The organism is Natrinema amylolyticum (assembly GCF_020515625.1).
GTDB lineage: Archaea > Halobacteriota > Halobacteria > Halobacteriales > Natrialbaceae > Natrinema > Natrinema amylolyticum.
Genome location: NZ_JAIWPJ010000001.1, coordinates 57,967 through 76,677 on the forward strand (window position 1 = coordinate 57,967; position 18,711 = coordinate 76,677).

An 18,711-nucleotide genomic window follows, 5' to 3' on the forward strand; every position below is an offset into this window, starting at 1 on the left:
CGGGTGTCAACGGTTGTCGAGGCTGTCAACGGGCGATTCGTCCGGCCGCGCTGGGAGCCCCGTCGGTCTCGATTCGGGTCCGATCGACCGCCGTGCGGTCGCTTCCGGCTCGTCGTCCGTGCTCGTCCTCGAGCCGGCGGCGTCCCCGCGACCGTTTCCGATTGTATGAGAGTCTCCCCAGGTGCCAGTTCTCGAGCGGACCACCGCGGCGAGTGCCCACATCCGGACCAGATCTGTGCATTTCCGTTCAGATCTGCCCGCTACTGACGGAACGCTACCGAGTCGTGAAATGCAGTCCCACGCAACGTTTATTGACAGTCCTCCCATCTATCCGGGTATGTTCGCTGTGAGTGCAGCCACCGCCCGAACCGCAGGCCGGACGAGTTCCGACTCCGTCGCCACGCAGTTCGGGAATTTTACAGGCAAACTCACAGCACGAGGCCCCAAACCCGACGCGATCGACTGGTGTGCGGACCGGTCGGTACGGGACCGCCCCGAATATCGCCCACAGGCCTCGGGTCACGGCCATCGGCCCTGACCGATGAGTACGTCACGACATCCGGTCGCGCTCCAGATGGAGCGCATCGTCGGCGGTGACGCCAAGCTCCTCGCGCTGGTGATGATGCTGCCGTTAGTCGACGGCGTCTTCCCCGCGTTGATTCTGGCCGGAGCGCTCAACGAGCCGCTGGACGCGATTCAGGTCGGACTGCTGATCTTCGGCGGGAGCGCCACCGTCGCGGTGATTCTGGCGGACATGAACGGCACGCCCCGCGAACAGGCGACCGTCGTCCTGCTCGTCGGGATCCCGCTGATACTGCTCGCGGCGGTCCAGGCCGCGTTCGCGCCGGCGATCGGCAGCGTCCTCGACGACGCCATCATCACCCGATTCGCGGCGCTGGTCATCCTCGCCATCGCGGCCAAGACCGCCAGCGCGACGATCGGCGAGTACCTCCCCAACCCCGTCGTCATCATCGGACTGGGGCTGGTCGCGAGCGTCGACCCCTCCGGAGCGACGTTCTCGGTGATGACCGATCCCGTCCTCGTGGCCAACGCGACGCTGGCCGCGGCCGTCGGGGTCGGCTTCGCGCTGACCATCGCGCTGACCGGGCCGTATCTGCGGGAGTACATGGACATCGACCGGTTCCGCTTCGGCAGCGCCGTCGCGCTCGGCCTGCTGCCGCTGTCCCTGCTCGGGATGGCCTTCGGACAGGCCCCGCTGGCCGCCCTGATCGTCGCCGCCCTGTTCGCCGTCGACTTCCCGTTCCGGGGCTCCGACGACGCCGACTCGAGCACCGATTCGGGCGCCGACGCGACCGACGCGGCCGCCCAGATGGGTGCGGTGACCGACGGCGGTGACGGGCAGGACTCGAGCGAGTCGTCGGCCACGGAGCGCGAGGACGAACCGAACGCGTATCCAGGCGACGACGGGACGGACACCGCGGGGCGGGCCCCGTGGCTGTAGTGCGATTCCGGTCTGAATCGAAACCACTTTACGGTGCATGGCCCAACGGAGACTCGAGGGGTCGTGGCCAAGCCAGGCATGGCGGCTGACTCCAGAGGCAACGCGCCCGGGACGACACTCCAGACTGATATACTGATCGGGCACCTGATCAGTGCTCGTGTGATGACCCTCTGGAGTTCCGAGGCGCACCGGAGATATCAGTAGATCGGGGGTTCAAATCCCTCCGACCCCACTTCCTCATCGATTGATTCATAACCCATAGACAGGGGTGGGTTTCTTATAACTGAACCCCTGCGTCAGGTCTGATATTTCAGTCGTGGAGGTTACGGTGGTCAGCTCTGTCTGGCAGTTCTGCTGTAGGTAGGATGGTGAAAGTGATGAAAATACCCAATTAATTTATATGTATTGCTAAGTCATCGTCCACGCAGCGACTCGCTTGACCTCGCTTTCGGCGATTTCGGGCCCGCCGTCGTCGCTCGAGGGAGCAGACCAGGACCAATCAGCTTCGTCGTTCGTATGCGGTTCGAAGTCGGCCGGCGGGATACCTTTCAGCGGCCGCGGGTCGACGTCTTTCAGTTTGCCGCCGGTGATCCGCTCGGCGATGAGTGCCTTCCCCTTGTCGTTGCGATCGGGCTTCTTGAGGATCGTACCGACACGCCACAGGAGCGGATGAATGGAACTCTCGTCGTGGCCGATATAGACGAGTGCACCGTTGTACTTACGAATCTTGAACACGAGCGGCCCCATCAGCTTCCGGACCTTCTGTCCGTCTGCGCCGGTCCCGCTCGCGTTCGTCGAGAACTCGTTGCCGATGGCACTGTCTATATAAGGAAAACCGCGCGACTGAGAGACGATGGAGGTTCGGTATTGGCTGTGAAATCACTATCCATAGCCTGACACAACGAGACACTGTTTCATGAGCGGTGAAAATTCAGCTGTCTCAGCTCACTTCTAACAATGAGTGACTATCAACACTATCTTTATGACTCGCAGCAGATGGTAACGAGCCATTCTATACCGGAATTGCTTAACTAGACAGTGCCTTGCTGACTTATCTAACGATTTGATAGACCTTCCCAGAGAGTAACCTGAAAATAGAAAGCGGCAGTATAGCGTACTATCGTGGGGTCTGACAAGCCGTGATGGGAAGAAGACCGCCTTCGAGAACTATACGTCGAATAGGAAATGTCGTTGGCCGGTATCACCACGGAGGCAGCTGCCAACACGCGAGCAAAAAACGGCGAGTCAGACTGCGGTCCCCTGAAATTAGAATGGTCCCGGACGACTTGCAGCGGTGTTCACGAGGTCCTCGGCCGCTCTCACAGCGCCGTCACCACCACTATGCCCGCCGAGAACAGCCGCATAGTATGCGTTCTCACCGGGGGCAAGCCTGAGACCGCTGACCGCATAGCTGAGATAATTTTCGTCATCACGTTCCGTAATCGCCAGTTCAGGCGCAGTCGCCCCATTCAGTTGGCCATACACCAGTCCCTGCTCATCGTCAAACAGCGTCACGAAGGGTGTCTCATCCCGAAGGGGGAACGTTCGCCACCGACCGACCTCCGTGAACGCGAGCGTTCCACTCCCACTGACGTGGAACTGTGGCGTGGTTACTGGCTCTGCAAGTTCAAGAAAAGCGGCCGGGCGCCAGCCGCGATGAATATTGGCCGGTGGTTGATTCATCACCACTCGGTCAGACCCAGTATTTTCGAGCGTTGTCTCGATAATCACGAACGGATCATCGGGATAGAGCTTCACTACCTGTGTGATTCTGACGACACGACGCTCATCGAACGAAAAGACCCGGTCAAGCAGATAGCCATCCCAATTCGACGCTGACCGCGGTTGTGTGACGGTTGTACGATCGTGTTCGAGGACTTCGTCATCAGGGGCGACTGATCTGATTCGTGCCGAACGGTCGCCGAGTAACTCTCTGTCAGCGTCGTCCAACCTGAACGACGAGAGGTACACACGTGAATCGCGATCCCGCTGATCGAACGTCACGGTGACTTCCGGATTCGAGATAATCGCAATCTCACCATCGTCACTCGGGGGCTCTTCTTCATCGGTGTCATCGGTGTCCGGTTCCTCGTCTGCAATCGTTAGCGACCCGCCATTATACCAGTCTGTCACCGTTTCTCCAATTGGAATCGTGACGGTTTCGGACGCTACATCGCTGCCGCCGAAATATTGGCTGTTAATCGTGATGTCTGCTTCGTACTCGTCTTCGGAGTCTGGGTTGAGAGCGCCTGAATAGACGATCGCAAGCTGATCGCCTTCCTCGAGCGTGGGCTGGTCCCCAAGAATCGTCCCAAAACAGTTCTGTCGAAGCTCGAGGGTCCCTGTTTCTGGGAGTCCAGTGTCGAATTCTTCGTCAACGACCAGTGGTGGGTGGGTTCCGCCGCGGTCAATACCAAGTTCGAGACTTCTGCCCTTAACGTTCTCCACGTCAAATCCCGAGCCAAACGGCAGATCCACGAACGGCCCATAGCAACTGGTTGTCGGCCCTCGTAAGAAGACATTGCGCTTATGCATAATCCAGAAACTTTCCCACTCACGCCCAGCAAGATTCGAGCCCACCTCGAAGAGGACGGCGTGTTGTGAGCTGGCGCCCGGTGTATTAGGGTCGACACCAATCGTCGCCTGTGCATGTTGCAGCGCGTCTGCAGCTTCATCGCCCGGTTCCTCTTGGAGTGTGGGTCGTGTTGCACCGCTAGGGTCTGAGAGGACTGTGACACCACCGCCAGCCGCTAATCTGCGTAACATCGTTCGTCTTGTAGTGTGATCCTCCGTAGCGTATCTCTGGGCCATCTGTCTGTTGTGTCAGTCTCAGTGTGGTCGGTAGTCGGGGTTGGTCTCGAACGCCAGTCTCCCGACTGCTGTCTGCTGGTTTGATACCCGGGTAGTCTGTCGGCTCCAGACAGCTTTGTCCTATCCGCCTTCGCCCCACGAGGCGATCAAAGTCTTCCTATTGTGGTATGTTATCACCTGCCATATCGAGAACTTCACCAATTCCACCTATCAAACTTTTTGTTCTACTAACATGCTGACGGTCACTGAGAGCAACGAGTCACACAGGTCCCACCCGAGTCAAAAGAGAGGCCTCCTGCAGTTCCACTGGTCCGCGAGCGACTGTGGATTTCGCTCGTGCTTTCCGGTTCACTGACACCTGTTAGAACTCGGCACTGTCTAGTTCAGCACCTCCTCGACTGGTGTTCGGCCATTAAGCACTTGATTCGGCCGGTCGTGGTTGTAGTAGTGTTTAAACCGTCTCAACCAGTAGCGAGCGCTGGCTGGACTGCCCCGGAAGAACGAGTGAAAGCGGTCAATCCGCACTGAGACCCTCCGACCCCACCTTCTCCTCAAACGGACCCAAACCCGCATACGTGAGAGTGTTACTTATAACGAACATCCCCTCCCCCGTCATTGAGTCTTCAGTAGTTCAGGTTCTGATCGCTGGAGGAATACTGACTGATGAGGGCTTACAGCGCAGGTGTTAGTGCTCGAGAAGGGAGGCACGCTCGCGCCAGAGCAGCATGACACCCATCCCGAATACGATCGATTCCCCGAAGAGCACAGCGTAATCGGTGGGAGTCCAGCCGTTCCACCACATGTAGCACCCAGCCACTGTCAATCCGAAGCCAATGGCTATTAGCAATTGCTTATCCATGTCTGGTCGAGAGGCCGGCTCATTTTACTATTCTTTCGGCGTCCAGGAACACGAGAGAGACGGGCAGTGATCAATCAGACGGTCGCGATGAGTCGCTGCGAGAACGCAGCGGCACGTCGTCGCGTCTATCCAGCGACGCCGAATGCTCGTTCCAACAGTAATGGCAATAAATAATCGAGCACACATGTGCCGTCTCGAGACCGATCATCGGTCGCGACGAACCACGGGCCGGGGACACTGCGTCCTCACTCGTTCTCGCACACTACTTTGTTCTCCGTGACTGATACAGTAATATTTATCAACGCATTCGATAGTTGTGTGCACGAATATGTCATCAGTTCATAGCAGTACGGAGACCCGCCACTACGCGCCGACAGTCAACGTCTCGAAAGTTGCGGGGATCGCGACCGCGCTCGTCGCGGTAAACATCCTGTTGATACTGGCGGGCAGTTACACGCCGCTCGCGGACCTCGGACTCGTTCTCTTCTCGAACTACTTCATCGGAATCGGCACCTTCGCCGCCACGATCGGTGGCGGCTTCTGGGTGTCGAACAAGGGCATCGAAGCGGGGAACGTCCCGATCGCGGGCGCCGGCGTCACGCTGATCCAGTTCGGCTATACGCTTCTCGGCTCCGCGATCCTCGTGCTTGTACCGTCCGCGCTTCAGGTTCCGGCCCTCGCCATCACGACGGTCATCACGGGGCTCCTCACGGCCGGTATCGTGGTCGTCGTCTACCGCACCGACCGATCGTTCGCGCGCTGGCAGACCTATTCCAGAGGCCTGTTCATCGCCGGATTCGCCGCGGGTGCCGTCGGGTTCTTCCTCAATCCTATGCTCATGGTCTTCGCCTCCGTCCTGTTTTTCCTCGGGTTCGTCGCGGATCTGGCGTACGAGATCTGGGCCGTCAAGGAGAGCAGGTACGCGAGTCCGATCCGGAACGCCATCGGCATCTACGTCGCCGTGATGGGCGTCTTCATCCACATCCTGCGGTTGGTGCTGTACGTCCTCTCGCTGCTCAATAACTAACTCGGCAGTCACTCTCCTCGAGCGGGTCTTCCCGCCGTCGACTTCGACGCCGTTCCGACGAGCGAGTCGCGGTCGCTTCGCGACAGTTCGGGCAGCGATGCGTTTCGGTCCGGTATCGGTGAGGTGGCTACTGCCTCCGAACGAGACGGGTACGGTGAGCTAAGTCTTAGCGGAGCGAGCAGATTCGCGGCGGCCGAGACCGAGCGGCTTCGAGACGGCGCAGTCGCTCGTGGGCGGCTCGACCGAACACGCGTTTCAGGTCCACTCCCTGTCGATATCGTTGAACTCGTGCCAGACGGCGACCAGCGACAGCAGGAAGAGTCCGACGAGGGCGGCAAGCCCGACGGTTCGCATCCAGCCGCCCATTCCGGCCACGACGAAGCCGCCGAACCACGCGACGATCAGGCTTCCGAGGCCGACGACCGCGATAATCAGGATCAGGAGGCGATCAGTGAATTCACTCATACGCGGCCGTTCACACGTGACTCCGATAAGCGGCCAGCCTGAATGAGCCAGACCGACGCGGTCAGTGCGGCACGGGAGACCGAAGACGATCAGTCGTCGCTCTCGAGTGACGGTGCGGACTCGGCTTCGCTGACTGCGGGGACGGTAAACGAGAACGTCGCGCCCTCGCCGACGACGGAGTCGACCCAGAGATCGCCGCCGTGGCGCTCGACGATGCGCTCACAGAGCGCGAGCCCGATACCGGTCCCGTCGTACTCTTCGCGGCCGTGGAGGCGCTGGAACACCTCGAAGATCCGGTCCTGTTCCTCGGGCGCGATCCCGATCCCGTCGTCGCGAATCGAAACGACCCACTCGTCGCCGTCACGGTCTGCCGAGACGTGGACCGCTGGGGGGTCGTCGCCGCTGTAGGTGATCGCGTTCGAGAGCAGGTTCTGGAACACCTGGCGCAACTGGTCCGCGTCGCCCTCGACGCGCGGCAGTTCGTCCGCGGTAACCGTCGCATCGGTCTCCTCGATCTGGAGCCACAGATCCTCGAGGACGTCCTCGAAGACCGCCTCGAGCGCCACGGGCTCGAGCGGATCGCCGCGGGTCTCGACCCGCGAGTACTCGAGGAGGGCGTCGATCATGTCCCGCATGCGCTCGGCCCCGTCGACGGCGTAGGCGATGAACTCCTTGCCGTCCGCATCGAGGGCGTCGCCGTACCGCCGTTCGATCAACTGGAGGTAGCTCGAGACCATCCGCAGCGGTTCCTGGAGGTCGTGGGAGGCGGCGTAGGCGAACTGCTCTAACCGCTCGTTCGATTCCTCTAACTTCGCGACGAGTTCCTCGAGTCGCCGTTCGCGTTCGACCTGCTCGGTGACGTCCTGGACCAAGCTCAGGCCGGCGGCGGTCTCGCCCGCGGCGGTCCGGAGCGGTGCGGCCCACACGCGCCAGTTTCGGCCGCCGAACTCGGTCGTAGTGCTGCCGGTCTCGCCGTCCTCGACGGCGGCCCGAAACAGCGGCTCGAGATCGGCGACCGTTTTCTCGGGAAAGACGGCCGGCATCCGGCTCCCCTCGAGGCGGTCCGCGCCGGGGAGTCCATCGCCGAGGACCGCGCCCCGCGTCAGCGTGTACCGGAGGTTCTCGTCGTAGACGCCGACCGCGCCGTTCGGGAAGTTCTCCGCGAGGGTTCGGTACCGCCGCTCGGATCGCTCGAGGGCGCGTTCGCGCTCCGTGCGCTCGGTGATGTCTTCGGCGATACCGACGATTCGGGTGACGTCGCGGTCGTCGTCGTGAACCAGCGCTGCGCGAGCGCGTAGCCAGCGTACCTCGCCGTCGGGCGTGACGATCCGGAACTCCTCGTCGAACCCGTCCTCGGACAGGTCCTCGTAGGCCGTCATGACGCGCTCGCGGTCGTCCGGATGGATGCCCTCGACGAACGCGAGCGCGTCGTCGTACAAGTCGTCGCGATCGCGTCCGAAGATCTCCTCGTAGGCGGGGTTGACGTAGAGGATCTCCCGCGGCTCGGGCATCGTGATCCAGACGATGTCCTCGAGGTTGTCGGCGAGCATCCGGAACCGCGCTTCGCTCTCGCGGAGGTCACGTTCGATCCGTTTGCGGTCGGTGATGTCCTGGACCATGACCATGCCCGCGAAGATCTCGCCGTCGTCGTTTCGGACGGGGAGAGTGTGGGCCCACACGTCGCGACCGAAGGCTCGATACTCGAACGTGTTCGACTCGCCCTCGAACGCCGCTTGGAAGTGGGGCTCGATCTCCGCGACGAGGTCGGCCGGATACCGGTCGGCGAGGGTGGAGCCGACCACCTCCTCTTCGTCCCCGATATCGAGGTCGTCGAACGCCTCGCCGCCGGCGACGATGTACTCGAGGTCCTCGTCGTACAGGCCGACCGCACCGTCCGGGAAGTGGTCGATCAGCGTCCGGTAGCGCTGCTCCGATTCCTCGAGCCTGCGTCGCTGTTCCTTCCGGTCTGTGATATCGCGGACGACGCCGATCTGTTTCGTGTCCCCGTCTCCGGCCCGAAGCGTCGCGAAGGTCCCCTCCGTGGGAACCCGTTCCCCGTCCGCTCGCTCGATCATCGCCTCCATGGTCGGGTTCGCCTCACCGTCCATCGCCGCCCGCCGGGCCGCGGACCGTTCGACCGTTGCTTCGTCGACGACGAGCGAAGCGTGTTCGCCGACGAGTTCCTCGCGGGAGTAGCCGGTCAGGTCCGCGTAGGCGTCGTTGACCATCGTAAACCGACCGTCCTCGTCTTTGACGTAGATGCCGTCGTTGATCGTCTCGACGATCGCTTCGTACTTGGCCAACTCTCGCTCCCGTTCCTTTCGGTCCGTGATCTCGCGGGCAACGGCCATCCCGGCCGAGACGTCGCCGCGCTCGTCCGTGATCGGAACCGTCCGAACGAGCCACACTCGATCGTCGAACTCGAGTTCGACCGACCGCTCCGCTCCCTCGAGTGCCGCCCGGAAGGCGGGCTCGAGCGCGTCGGCGGTGTCGTCGGGCACGACGTCTCGGACGTATCTGCCCTCGATGTCTGCCGGATCGACGGGGAGGGCCGCGAACCCCTGCCCGGCGGCCAGCGTGTACTCGAGGTCGTGATCGAACAGCGTGACGATTCCGTTTGGGTAGGACTCCGCGAGCGTGCGGTAGCGTCGCTCCGATTCCGCGAGGTCGCGTTCGCGCTCCTTGCGGTCGGTCACGTCCTGAACGATGCCGTCGAAGTACACCTCCCCGTCTTCCTCGGTTCGGATCGCGGTCACGGAGATCCAGATCGACTCGCCGTCGAGCGTCTCCTGTTTCAGTTCCACGTCTCGAACGATCCCGTCCCGTGAGAGTCGCCGACTGAGTTCCCGGCGCCGGGACGGCTCCGGATACAGGTCGCTGACGGCGTGCGTTTCTAACTCGTCGGGGGAGTCGGCGTCGAATATCTCCGCCAGGGCGTCGTTGCTCTCGACGAACTCACCGTCCGGACCGGGCGTGTTTCGGTAGACTCCGACGGGGAGGTTTTCGACGATCCGCTCGTATCGCTCGAGTTTCCGTTCGCGCTCCGTCCGTTCGGTGATGTCGCGGACGAGACCGAGGACGCCGCGGTGCTCACCGTCGACTGCGAACGACTCCAGTCGCAGTTCACACGCGAGCCGTTCGCCGATCGCCGTTCGAACGGTCGTCTCGAGGGTCGTGACGCCATCGGCCTCGCGGCAGTCACGGAGCGCATCGCGAAACTCGTCGCCGTCGGCGTCGACGAGTACCGACGCGTGTTCGCCGAGTAGATCGCCGCGATCGTATCCCAATCGGTCGAGGAGGACGTCGTTGATCGCGACGACGCGGCCGTCGGTATCGAGCTGGTAGAGACCGTCGTCGAGGAGGTCGGTGAGCGTCCGATACCGCTGGAGCGTCACCGCTTCGTCGCCGTCCTCGAGAACGGTCGTTCCAGTCACTGCGCCCCGGTCACTCATGGGAGGGGCAATGTCTCTTCACTCGCATAAACCTCCCGACGCTCGCGGGATCCGCTCTCTCCGACGAGGGCCCGGACGAACGGTTCGGTCTCGGATCCGAACCCGGTCGACGCGTCTCTCGAGGCCAGTGAAGTTACCAGATGGGAGATACGATCGACGCCCTGATATAGGTGGCGCTCACTACGATTCGAGTATGAGCCGAACACGACCCGCGGACAGTTCGTCGGTGTTAGTCGAACGAACGGCCGGGCTGTCGGCGGCACTGGGCGCGTTCGTCATGGTATCGACGGCCGTCTTCACGATCACGGGAACGCTGGGCATTCACAACGTCCTCGTCGGTGCGCTGGTCGCGGTCCTCGCGTCGGTCCACGCGTATCGAACCGGCGAGCAGCGGTCGCCGAGTATCGTCCTTGCGGCGATCCTCGCGATACTCGGTATCTGGATCGCGATCGCGCCGACGGTCGCGTTCGGCGTCGACCGGACGCTGGTGCTCGGGCTCAACGGCGTCGCCGGCGCACTCATCGCGGTTCTGTCGCTTGCCGGCGTCTACGGCACCGTCAAGACGTCGAACGCGAATACGACCGCCGCGTAACGTCGCTCCCGCTTTCGTTCCGATTCCGTTCCGTTTCCGTTTTTCGCGTCGTCTCCTCGTCATCGCGTAGCGCCCGCACCGGTACCCGTTCGAGCGACCGTTCGCCCGCCAAGCGTGCCTAAACGACGAAGAAGACGCCGATCGCGACGAGAATGAAAGCGGCTTTCAGACAGACGTTGACGACGATCACTTTCGCCCCGAACTCTGCCCCCCAGATGCCGAACTGGAACGGGATCGAGCGCTTGACCGTCCCGATCGTCAGCGAGACGAGGCTGCCGACCAGCAGCGTAATCACTGCCTCGTCCGGGGTCAGCACGTCGCCGATCAGGGGCGCGACGGTGATCGCACCGGTCGTCGGATCCACCAGCGAGACGAGGATCACCGGCACCGCTGCGCCCGGCAGCCCCAGCAGGCCGGCGATCGGCTCGAGGAGTGCCCCCGGGTCGTCGATTCCGACCGACGCGAACCCGGCGAGGATCCGCTCCGAGCGGGCGAGCGCGACGAAGACCAGCGAGTAGACCACTGCCAGTCGGGGGACGATCGATCGCAGGCGCTCGAGGGTGCTCTCTCCCGCGGTTCGGAACTTCTCTCGGTTCGTTCGGTCTTCCTCGTCGGGCGCATCGGGCTCGACGACGCTGCGGTCGTACTCGTAGCCCCGTAGGAGGAGGGAACCGGCGAGCAGACCGACGAGCGTGATCGCGAGCGAGATGCCGGCGCGAGCGCCGACGTACATGAGGCCGACCTGCAGCCCCAGGATCGGCACGAGGACGGGGCCGTAGTAGGTGAAGATGTGCTGGACGAAGCCGAAGAACGTGTTGATGACCACGGCGATCAGCGTGGCGCGGTCGTCGAGGAGCGCTTCCTCGCGGAACTCCGCGAGCATCCCGTAGCCCGCCGTCACCGAGACCGTGTTCGTGAGGACGGCGGTCCCGACCTCCGGCGGCAGGTTCGCGGGCTCCGTGAGGTAGCGGCCCGCGCGGGCGATGACCGCGACGAGTCCGTACTCGACGGCGAGGTTCGCGAGTCCGACGCCCGCGCCGATCAGGAGCGCGATCGTCAGCACGCGCGGGAGCGCCTCCTCGAGCAGCACGGAGAGGATCGACTGCACGGCGACCCGTTCGCATTCCTGAGAGAAATGGTCGTCGAAGCGCCCGACGGAAACGGACCGCCGCGGCGAGCCACGTTCGTATCAAAACTCGAAACGGTCGGGTGGCTTTTCCCGCTTCCGGTCGACGGGACGGCCATGAGCGACAGCGATGTCCACGTAGCTGCACTCTGTGGCAGCCTCCGCGCGGAGAGTCACACGCGGACCGCCCTCGAGGGCGTCCTCGCCGCCGCCGAGCAGGCCGGCGCGACCACCGAGTTACTCGATCTCCGCGAGTACGAGTTGCCGATCTTCGACGCGGACCGCGACCGCGAAGACGCGGGCGACGCCGAGCAGCTGGCGGCTCGCGTCCGTGCGGCCGACACGATCATCCTCGGTTCGCCGATGTACCACGGCTCCTACGCCTCGCCGCTCAAGACGGCGATCGACTACTGCGGGTTCGACGAGTTCGCGGACGAGACCGTCGGGCTGCTGGCGGTCTCGGGCGGGGCCTTCCCCGTGACGACCTTAGAGCACATGCGCTCGGTCTGTCGGGCGCTGAACGCGTGGGTGATCCCCCACGAGGCGGCGATTCCGAACGCGAGCGCCGCCTTCGAGGACGGCGAGTTCGTCGATCCGAAACTCGAGAAACGGGTGCGGACGCTGGGCCGGCGAGCGGTCCAGTACGCGTCGATCGAGCCGGATCCGGACTCCTTCGAGAGCGATCAGAACGTGGGTGCACAGGGGAAGTGATCGCTTCGGCGGTACCGGAGAGCTGACTCAGGGATCGAGAATCCGCTGGAATCGGTGCTGGTGGGCGAGAAAGGCCACGAATCCGAAGACGAGGACGCCGATATGCAGGGCGACGATCTCGACGACGACCGTCGTGAACCCGAGCGAGAGCGGCGGCGACGAGAGCACCCAGTCGGTGAACCAGGTCGTCGCGAGCAGGGCCGATGCGCCGGCGGCCATCAACAGCCCCGAAATCGCTGCCGTGACCGTCGTCCCGTCGTTCGATCGCTTCGCTCGCAGTCGAAACACGCGTCGCTCGAGGACGAACTGTGCAGTGAGGACGCCCGCGAGAACGGTCGTTCCGACGACGACACCAATGCTTCCGCCGATCAGTTCGGCGACGAGCAGCCAGAGGACCCAGCCCGTCGTTAGCACGACCGCCGCACCGAGCCGGTGGGGTTCCAAGAGGTCGCCGAGGTCGCTGACCGTCGCACCGAAGACTCCCGCTCTGAGCAGCGACCCACAGAAGAGGATTCCGAGTCCCGCGAGTGCGGTCGATGTCGTCCGCGAGCCGACGACGAGGCCGAACCAGAGCCCGACGCCGACCGTCTCGACGGCCGCGGCCGAGAGCGCGGCGGTGACGCCGACGACGCGCCGTCGCGTCGTTCGGCCGAGCACCTCTGGCTGGCGGATGACACTCATACTGTGCCTCCTTTCGGTCGGATCCCTTTCGTTATGGAAGGCGTTCTCTCGATCGAGCCGCGAACGGCTGCGCCGATGCGATCTTATACCACGGGTAGATCCCGATTTATCGATCGCGACAGCGCCCCGCCCGAGAAGGCGGTCATCGTCACGGACCGCCGACCGCTGAGACTCGGCGCGCGTCCGCGGCGGCGCGGCGAGTTCACGTTCCGAAATCGGTCGCTCCGCGATCAGTCGTCGGTTGAAAACCCAACCGGCCGCAATCCGTCCCGTGAGACCTGTCATTCGGATCATTACTACGAGTCGCGGTTTTCGGTCGAGATCGCCGGTCGCTCGCAGACGGCCGGTCTGTCCGGTAGTAGACGGTAGTTATACGCCGCGTCGCGGCGATTAATTTTCGAATAATCCGCGTCGAGGTCGGATCGCTATCGGAAACGGTGAATAGAACTATGTACGGTGGTGTGGTCGTGGCGGATTATGCCCGAGATGGAACAACAAGACAAAACGTTGTCCGAGCTCATCGTCAAGGAAGCAGTCAACAGAGGAATGGAGTCGCCGATGCGCGAGTCGATCCTCGAGGCCGTCGAGGAGGCGGAGGGCTCCCGCTCCGGCGGTCGGCTCCCGCTCGCGGGGGCGCTGTTCGGCCTCGGCGCGGCCGTCGGCTTTCTGGTGGGACGGCAGTCGCCCGAACTCGAGGAGTCGCCGATCGAGGACTTGGAGGAGCCGGAGATTATCGAAGACGTCATGGAAACGGCGGAGGAAACGACCGAGACGACACCCGAAATGACCAGTGAATCCGAGGAGACCGAAGGCGGATCCGGCTCGCGACTACCGAAACTCCTTCTGGCAGTCGGTGCCGTCGTGGGGGCCGTGGTCCTCCGCCGTCGCCTCTCGTCCGGCGAGGAAGAGGAGTGGGAACCGATCGAGGAGTTCGAACCGGCGACGAGCGGAGAGAGCGACGAGGAGGAGGCGGAGGAGGCCGAAGCCGAAGAGACGGACGAAGAAACCGAGGAGTGAGCGATCCCCGTCCGTCGGTTCCCGTGACCGCGACCGTGTTCGGACCGATTCTCTCCGTTTTCGCGTCCCCGCAGTGTACGCACCGACGCGACGGCCGCTCGTCTCCGTACTGACGGCCTCGAGTCGCCGCCCTGACGAAGGAGATAAGGGAGCCACGCCGACAGTGTGAGCCAATGGAGACGACCCACCGCGTGTTCGTCGGTGACTCTCGCGATCTCTCGGCGGTCGACGACGAATCCGTCGAACTCGTCGTGACCTCCCCGCCGTATCCGATGATCGAAATGTGGGACGACCTCTTTACGGAGCTCGATCCCGCAATCGGCGACGCGCTGGCGGCCGGGGACGGCTACGACGCCTTTGAAGCGATGCACGCCCAGCTCGAGCGCGTCTGGGACGAACTCGAGCGCGTCCTGGTCGACGGCGGGATCGCTTGTATCAACGTCGGCGACGCGACCCGGTCGGTCGACGGGAGCTTCCGGGTCTACCCGAATCACGCGCGCGTGCTCGAGTCGTTCGAGGAGCGAGGGTTCGAGCCGCTCCCGGACGTGCTCTGGCGCAAGCCGGCCAACAGCGCGGCCAAGTTCATGGGGAGCGGGATGATCCCGCCCAACGCCTACGTCACGCTGGAGCACGAGTACATTCTGGTGTTCCGCAAGGGAGCCGAGAGCCGTGAGTTCGAGCCCCGTGCGGATCGACGCTACGAGGCCGCCTACTTCTGGGAGGAACGCAACCGCTGGTTCACGGACGTCTGGACCGACGTGACCGGCGAGCTACAGTCGATCGACGAGCCGGCCGACGACGAACTCCGCGAGCGGTCGGCGGCCTACCCGCTCGAGATTCCCTATCGCCTGATCTGTATGTACTCGGCCTACGGTGACACCGTCCTCGACCCGTTCTGGGGCACGGGGACGACGACGCTGGCAGCGATGTGCGCCGGTCGGAGCTCGGTCGGGTCCGAACTCGAGGACGCCTTCCTCGACGTGTTCGACGACGGTGTCGACGAGGTCCCGGCGCTGTCGCGCTCGGTCGGACGCGCGCGCCTCGAGCGCCATCGGGAGTTCGTCGAGCACCGACGCGACGAGGGGAAGGGGTTCGAGTACGAGGCCGACTACTACGAGACGCCGGTCGTCACCAAGATGGAACGCGGCATCCGACTGCGCGAGGTGAGTGCGGTCGACGAAATCGACGACGGTTACCGAGTCGACCACGCGCCGCTCGCCCTCGAGTGAGTCGGACCGCGGCACTCGGTTCCCGCGTCGGTTCGGCGCGCGAGACCGGCGTTCCGATCGCCGGCTGAAATCGACGCGAACTTTTTACCCGTTCCCGCCTACCCAGCAGTATGGCCCGCGGTCTCGAGGACGCCGAGACGACCCAGGTACGCGCCCTCGCCGTCGGTTCGTCCGAGTGGATCCGGACGGCGACGGCGGGGCTCGCCGACGAGTCAGTCACCGTGACGGACTCGGTCTCGACCGTCTCCGACCTCAGCGACGAACGGCTCGACACGGCCGACTGCGTCCTGACCGACGACCGGGACGTTCTCGGCGTCGTCGACGAGACGTATCCGGTCGTCTACGCCGTCGATCCGGCCCGAAACGAGTCGATCGACGACCTTCGCGGCGATCCCGAGGTGATCGCCAAGACGACGATCCAGGAGCCGCGGCTCCTGGCTCAGCGGCTTCAGCGGGCCGTCGAGTTCGCTGCGATGCAGCGATCGACGACCCGGCAGACGGAGTGGTACCAGACACTGATCGAACACTCGTCGGACCTCCTGCTCGTCGTCGACGCTAACGGTGAGATCACGTACATCAGTCCGGCAGTCGAGCGCGTCGGGGGATTCGATCCGGACGATCTCTGCGGAACCGACATCCTCGAGTACGTCCATCCCGACGACAGTCAGTCGGTGGCCGACTCGTTCGACGCCATCTGTGAGGCCGACTGCGGAACGACGCGGACCATCGAGTACACGTGTCGACACTCCGATGGCTACTGGTACGTCCACGAGGCCGTGCTGACGAACCGACTCGAGGACGGGATCGTCGACGGCGTCGTCGCATCGATTCAGGATATCACCGAGCACCACCGCATCGAACAGGAGTTGGACGAGTCGTTCAAACGAGTCACCGACGCGTTTTACGCCCTCGACGCGGACTGGCGCTTTACGTACGTCAACGACCGTGCGCTCGAGCAACTCGATGTCACCCGACCCGATCTGCTCGGCCAACGGATTCTCGACGTGTTCCCGGAGATGAAGGGAACGGTGTTCCAGCGGGAGGCGATCGAGGCGATGGAGCGACAGGAGCCCCGAACGGCCGAAGGGTATCTCGAGCGCTACGACGCCTGGATCGAGGCTCGCATCTATCCGTCGCCGTCGGGCATCTCCGTCTACTGGCAGGACGTGACCGAGCGCGTCGAACGCGAGCGGGACCTGGCCGACCGGACGGAGCGCTTGCAGACGTTAGTCGAGAACGCCCCGGTCGTCCTGTTCGTCCTCGACGACGAGGGAACCTTCACGCTCTCGGAGGGCCGCGGCCTCGCGAACCTCGGCTTCGATTCCGACGAGATCACCGGTCGGTCGGTCTTCGACGTGTTAGCGGACTACCCCGACGCCCGCGCGGACGCGAGAGCGGCCCTCGAGGGGGAGACTGTCCACTCGCAGCGGCTGCTCGGGGACCGAGTCTTCGAAGCGTGGTATCGGCCGATTTCGGACGAGAACGGGGCCATCGATCGGGTTATCGGCGTCGCGAACGACGTCACCGAACGGGTTCGGTATCAGGAGGCGCTCAACGCGTTACACGAGGCGACCACCCACCTATTGACCGTCGAATCGAAAGCGGACGCCTGCGAGTACATCGTCGACGTCGCGACCGACGTGCTGGATATAGACAGCGTCCTCTACCGGTTCGACGACCGGGAGAACGAACTCGTTCCGGCGGCGCATTCGCCGGCCCTCGAGTCGACGCTCGGCTCCCCGCCGCGGCTCCGGCCGAACGACGGCATCGCCTGGGAGACGTTCGTCACCGGTGAATCGGCCGTCTACGACGATATCGGCAACGAGGCCGCCCTCTCTGACGAGTCGACGGCCGCTCGGAGCGGCCTCTACGTCCCGCTGGGAGAGCATGGGGTTCTGGTCGCCCTCTCGACCGATGCGGGCGAGTACGACGAGGACACCATCGAGCTCGCCCGGCTGTTCGCGGCGACAGCGGAAGCCGCGCTCGATCGAATCGGCCGGACCCGCCGGCTGCACGACCGCGAGCGCGAACTCGAGCGACAGAATCGAAACCTCGAGCGGCTCAACGACGCCAACGAGGTCCGCCAGGATATCGAGCAACTCCTCCTGCTAGCCGACTCCCGGACCGAGATCGAGCGCGGTGTTCCCGAGCGCCTCGCCGACCTCGAGTCGTGTTCGCTGGCCTGGATCGGCGAACCGGACCCCAGCGGGAACGAACTCCGGTCGCGGTCTCGCGCCGGGTCCGACCGGGGCTATCTCGACGCGGTGACAGTGACGACGGTCGACGAGTCGGCCGCCGAACCGACGGGACGGGCGGCTCGCACGCGAGACCCGGTCTACGTCGATAACGTCGCCGAGTCGGTCCACGACGGCGAGTGGCGAGGCGATGCGCTGTCGCGAAACTTCCAGTCCGTGTACGCAGTCCCGCTCGTCTACGACGGGTTCCTCTACGGCGTCCTGTCGATCTACGGCGAGGAACGAGACGCGTTCGACGAGGCGCTTCGGTCGATGCTGGCGGAACTCGGCGAAACGATCGCCTACGCGGTCGACGCCGTCAAACGGAAGAACGCGCTCGTGGACGACGACTACACCGAAGTCGAACTCGAGGTCGCGGCCGACGCGACCCTCTGTCGGCTCGCGGACGTCCTCGACGGATCGCTCACGTACGAGGGCGCGACGAGGCGGGCGGACGGGTCACAGATCGTGTTCGTCGCTGCCGAGGGACCGACGGACGAGTCCGTCGCGACCATCGACCATGGGACGATCGACGGAATCGCCGCGGTGTCGACGATCGCCGAACACGACGGCGAGACGCTCCTCCAGGTGCGGCTGACCGAGCCCTTCCTCGGGCCCATCGTCGAGACCCACGGGGCGCGGTTACGAGCGTTCGGCGCGGACCCCTCGGGCGGTCGCGCACTCATCGACGTCCCGGACACCGCCGAGGTCCGCGACGTCCTCTCCGATATCGCCCGGAGCGGCCCGGCGGTGTCGATGGTCGCCCGACGCGAACAGCCCACGGAGGGGCCGCCGGCACTCGGCGGCCCCGCGCGCACTGCCTTGCTCGAGCGGTTCACCGATCGACAGCGCGAAGTCGTTCAGACGGCCTACCACGGGGGGTTCTTCGAGTGGCCGCGACGGGCGAACGGCGAGGAAATCGCGTCGTCGCTCGATATCTCCGCGCCCGCGTTTCACAAACACGTCCGGTCTGCGGAGCGGAAGCTCTTCGCGGCGCTGTTCGATGGGGCGACCGCTACGGACGTTAACTGATTAACCATCCGTT

At 64.0% G+C, this 18,711-nt stretch carries 12 protein-coding genes, 1 tRNA gene and 2 pseudogenes; 8 read left to right on the plus strand and 7 right to left on the minus strand.

Going from position 1 to position 18,711, the window contains the following annotated elements; all coding sequences use genetic code 11:
• Positions 1–541: 541 nt before the first annotated feature.
• Positions 542–1,462 carry a DUF5794 domain-containing protein gene (locus LDH66_RS00295; protein WP_226479088.1) on the plus strand — a complete coding sequence of 307 codons (921 nt, stop codon included), beginning with the start codon at positions 542–544 and terminating at the stop codon, positions 1,460–1,462.
• A gap of 57 nt (positions 1,463–1,519) precedes the next feature.
• Positions 1,520–1,694 (plus strand) — tRNA-Trp (locus tag LDH66_RS00300).
• Positions 1,695–1,876: 182 nt separating this feature from the next.
• Here the strand turns inward: LDH66_RS00300 and LDH66_RS00305 are convergent.
• The 3 genes and pseudogenes from LDH66_RS00305 to LDH66_RS00315 form a co-directional block, all read right to left on the minus strand.
• Positions 1,877–2,275, minus strand: a pseudogene (locus tag LDH66_RS00305) (hypothetical protein); the annotation flags it as partial.
• Positions 2,276–2,728: 453 nt separating this feature from the next.
• Entirely contained in the window at positions 2,729–4,273 is a 1,545-nt protein-coding gene (locus tag LDH66_RS00310; RefSeq protein WP_226479089.1) for a hypothetical protein, read from the minus strand.
• Between the two features lie 378 nt (positions 4,274–4,651).
• Positions 4,652–4,804: pseudogene (locus LDH66_RS00315) on the minus strand (IS6 family transposase); the annotation flags it as partial.
• Between the two features lie 656 nt (positions 4,805–5,460).
• On the opposite strand from LDH66_RS00315, the gene LDH66_RS00320 reads away from it, so the two are divergent.
• Positions 5,461–6,159, plus strand: a complete 699-nt coding sequence (locus tag LDH66_RS00320) for a Bax inhibitor-1 family protein (protein WP_226479090.1) — start codon at positions 5,461–5,463, stop codon at positions 6,157–6,159.
• A gap of 255 nt (positions 6,160–6,414) precedes the next feature.
• Here the strand turns inward: LDH66_RS00320 and LDH66_RS00325 are convergent, their stop codons facing one another.
• Together LDH66_RS00325 and LDH66_RS00330 are read right to left on the minus strand one after the other, a co-directional pair.
• Positions 6,415–6,624 carry a hypothetical protein gene (locus tag LDH66_RS00325; protein ID WP_226479091.1) on the minus strand — a complete coding sequence of 70 codons (210 nt, stop codon included), beginning with the start codon at positions 6,622–6,624 and terminating at the stop codon, positions 6,415–6,417.
• A gap of 89 nt (positions 6,625–6,713) precedes the next feature.
• Positions 6,714–10,076, minus strand: coding sequence for a PAS domain S-box protein (locus tag LDH66_RS00330; RefSeq protein WP_226479092.1), 3,363 nt, complete (start codon positions 10,074–10,076; stop codon positions 6,714–6,716).
• Positions 10,077–10,269: 193 nt separating this feature from the next.
• Between LDH66_RS00330 and LDH66_RS00335 the strand changes: the two genes are divergently transcribed.
• Complete coding sequence (locus LDH66_RS00335; protein WP_226479093.1) at positions 10,270–10,668, plus strand: SPW repeat domain-containing protein; 399 nt, start codon at positions 10,270–10,272, stop codon at positions 10,666–10,668.
• A gap of 118 nt (positions 10,669–10,786) precedes the next feature.
• Here the strand turns inward: LDH66_RS00335 and LDH66_RS00340 are convergent, their stop codons facing one another.
• Entirely contained in the window at positions 10,787–11,776 is a 990-nt protein-coding gene (locus LDH66_RS00340) for a nucleoside recognition protein (protein WP_226479094.1), read from the minus strand.
• A 135-nt stretch (positions 11,777–11,911) separates the two neighbouring features.
• On the opposite strand from LDH66_RS00340, the gene LDH66_RS00345 reads away from it, so the two are divergent.
• Positions 11,912–12,505 carry an NADPH-dependent FMN reductase gene (locus tag LDH66_RS00345; protein ID WP_226479095.1) on the plus strand — a complete coding sequence of 198 codons (594 nt, stop codon included), beginning with the start codon at positions 11,912–11,914 and terminating at the stop codon, positions 12,503–12,505.
• A gap of 27 nt (positions 12,506–12,532) precedes the next feature.
• On the opposite strand, the gene LDH66_RS00350 is transcribed toward LDH66_RS00345, so the two are convergent.
• Positions 12,533–13,186 carry a hypothetical protein gene (locus LDH66_RS00350; RefSeq protein WP_226479096.1) on the minus strand — a complete coding sequence of 218 codons (654 nt, stop codon included), beginning with the start codon at positions 13,184–13,186 and terminating at the stop codon, positions 12,533–12,535.
• A gap of 477 nt (positions 13,187–13,663) precedes the next feature.
• On the opposite strand from LDH66_RS00350, the gene LDH66_RS00355 reads away from it, so the two are divergent.
• The 3 genes from LDH66_RS00355 to LDH66_RS00365 all read left to right on the plus strand — a co-directional run bounded on the left by LDH66_RS00355 (position 13,664) and on the right by LDH66_RS00365 (position 18,698).
• A complete protein-coding gene (locus tag LDH66_RS00355; RefSeq protein ID WP_226479097.1) occupies positions 13,664–14,203 on the plus strand; it encodes a hypothetical protein in 540 nt (179 codons plus the stop codon).
• Between the two features lie 173 nt (positions 14,204–14,376).
• Positions 14,377–15,432, plus strand: coding sequence for a DNA-methyltransferase (locus LDH66_RS00360; protein ID WP_226479098.1), 1,056 nt, complete (start codon positions 14,377–14,379; stop codon positions 15,430–15,432).
• A 110-nt stretch (positions 15,433–15,542) separates the two neighbouring features.
• Positions 15,543–18,698: a PAS domain S-box protein gene (locus LDH66_RS00365; protein ID WP_226479099.1), complete on the plus strand. Its 3,156-nt coding sequence runs from the start codon at positions 15,543–15,545 to the stop codon at positions 18,696–18,698.
• The last annotated feature ends 13 nt before the right edge of the window (positions 18,699–18,711 follow it).

Excerpts from the sequence above, each read along its gene's own strand:
- LDH66_RS00295 (WP_226479088.1), top strand. The coding sequence starts at position 542 with ATGAGTACGTCACGACATCCGGTCGCGCTCCAGATGGAGCGCATCGTC.
- LDH66_RS00310 (WP_226479089.1), bottom strand. The coding sequence starts at position 4,273 with ATGGCCCAGAGATACGCTACGGAGGATCACACTACAAGACGAACGATG.
- LDH66_RS00320 (WP_226479090.1), top strand. The coding sequence starts at position 5,461 with ATGTCATCAGTTCATAGCAGTACGGAGACCCGCCACTACGCGCCGACA.
- LDH66_RS00325 (WP_226479091.1), bottom strand. The coding sequence starts at position 6,624 with ATGAGTGAATTCACTGATCGCCTCCTGATCCTGATTATCGCGGTCGTC.
- LDH66_RS00330 (WP_226479092.1), bottom strand. The coding sequence starts at position 10,076 with ATGAGTGACCGGGGCGCAGTGACTGGAACGACCGTTCTCGAGGACGGC.
- LDH66_RS00335 (WP_226479093.1), top strand. The coding sequence starts at position 10,270 with ATGAGCCGAACACGACCCGCGGACAGTTCGTCGGTGTTAGTCGAACGA.
- LDH66_RS00345 (WP_226479095.1), top strand. The coding sequence starts at position 11,912 with ATGAGCGACAGCGATGTCCACGTAGCTGCACTCTGTGGCAGCCTCCGC.
- LDH66_RS00350 (WP_226479096.1), bottom strand. The coding sequence starts at position 13,186 with ATGAGTGTCATCCGCCAGCCAGAGGTGCTCGGCCGAACGACGCGACGG.
- LDH66_RS00355 (WP_226479097.1), top strand. The coding sequence starts at position 13,664 with ATGCCCGAGATGGAACAACAAGACAAAACGTTGTCCGAGCTCATCGTC.
- LDH66_RS00360 (WP_226479098.1), top strand. The coding sequence starts at position 14,377 with ATGGAGACGACCCACCGCGTGTTCGTCGGTGACTCTCGCGATCTCTCG.
- LDH66_RS00365 (WP_226479099.1), top strand. The coding sequence starts at position 15,543 with ATGGCCCGCGGTCTCGAGGACGCCGAGACGACCCAGGTACGCGCCCTC.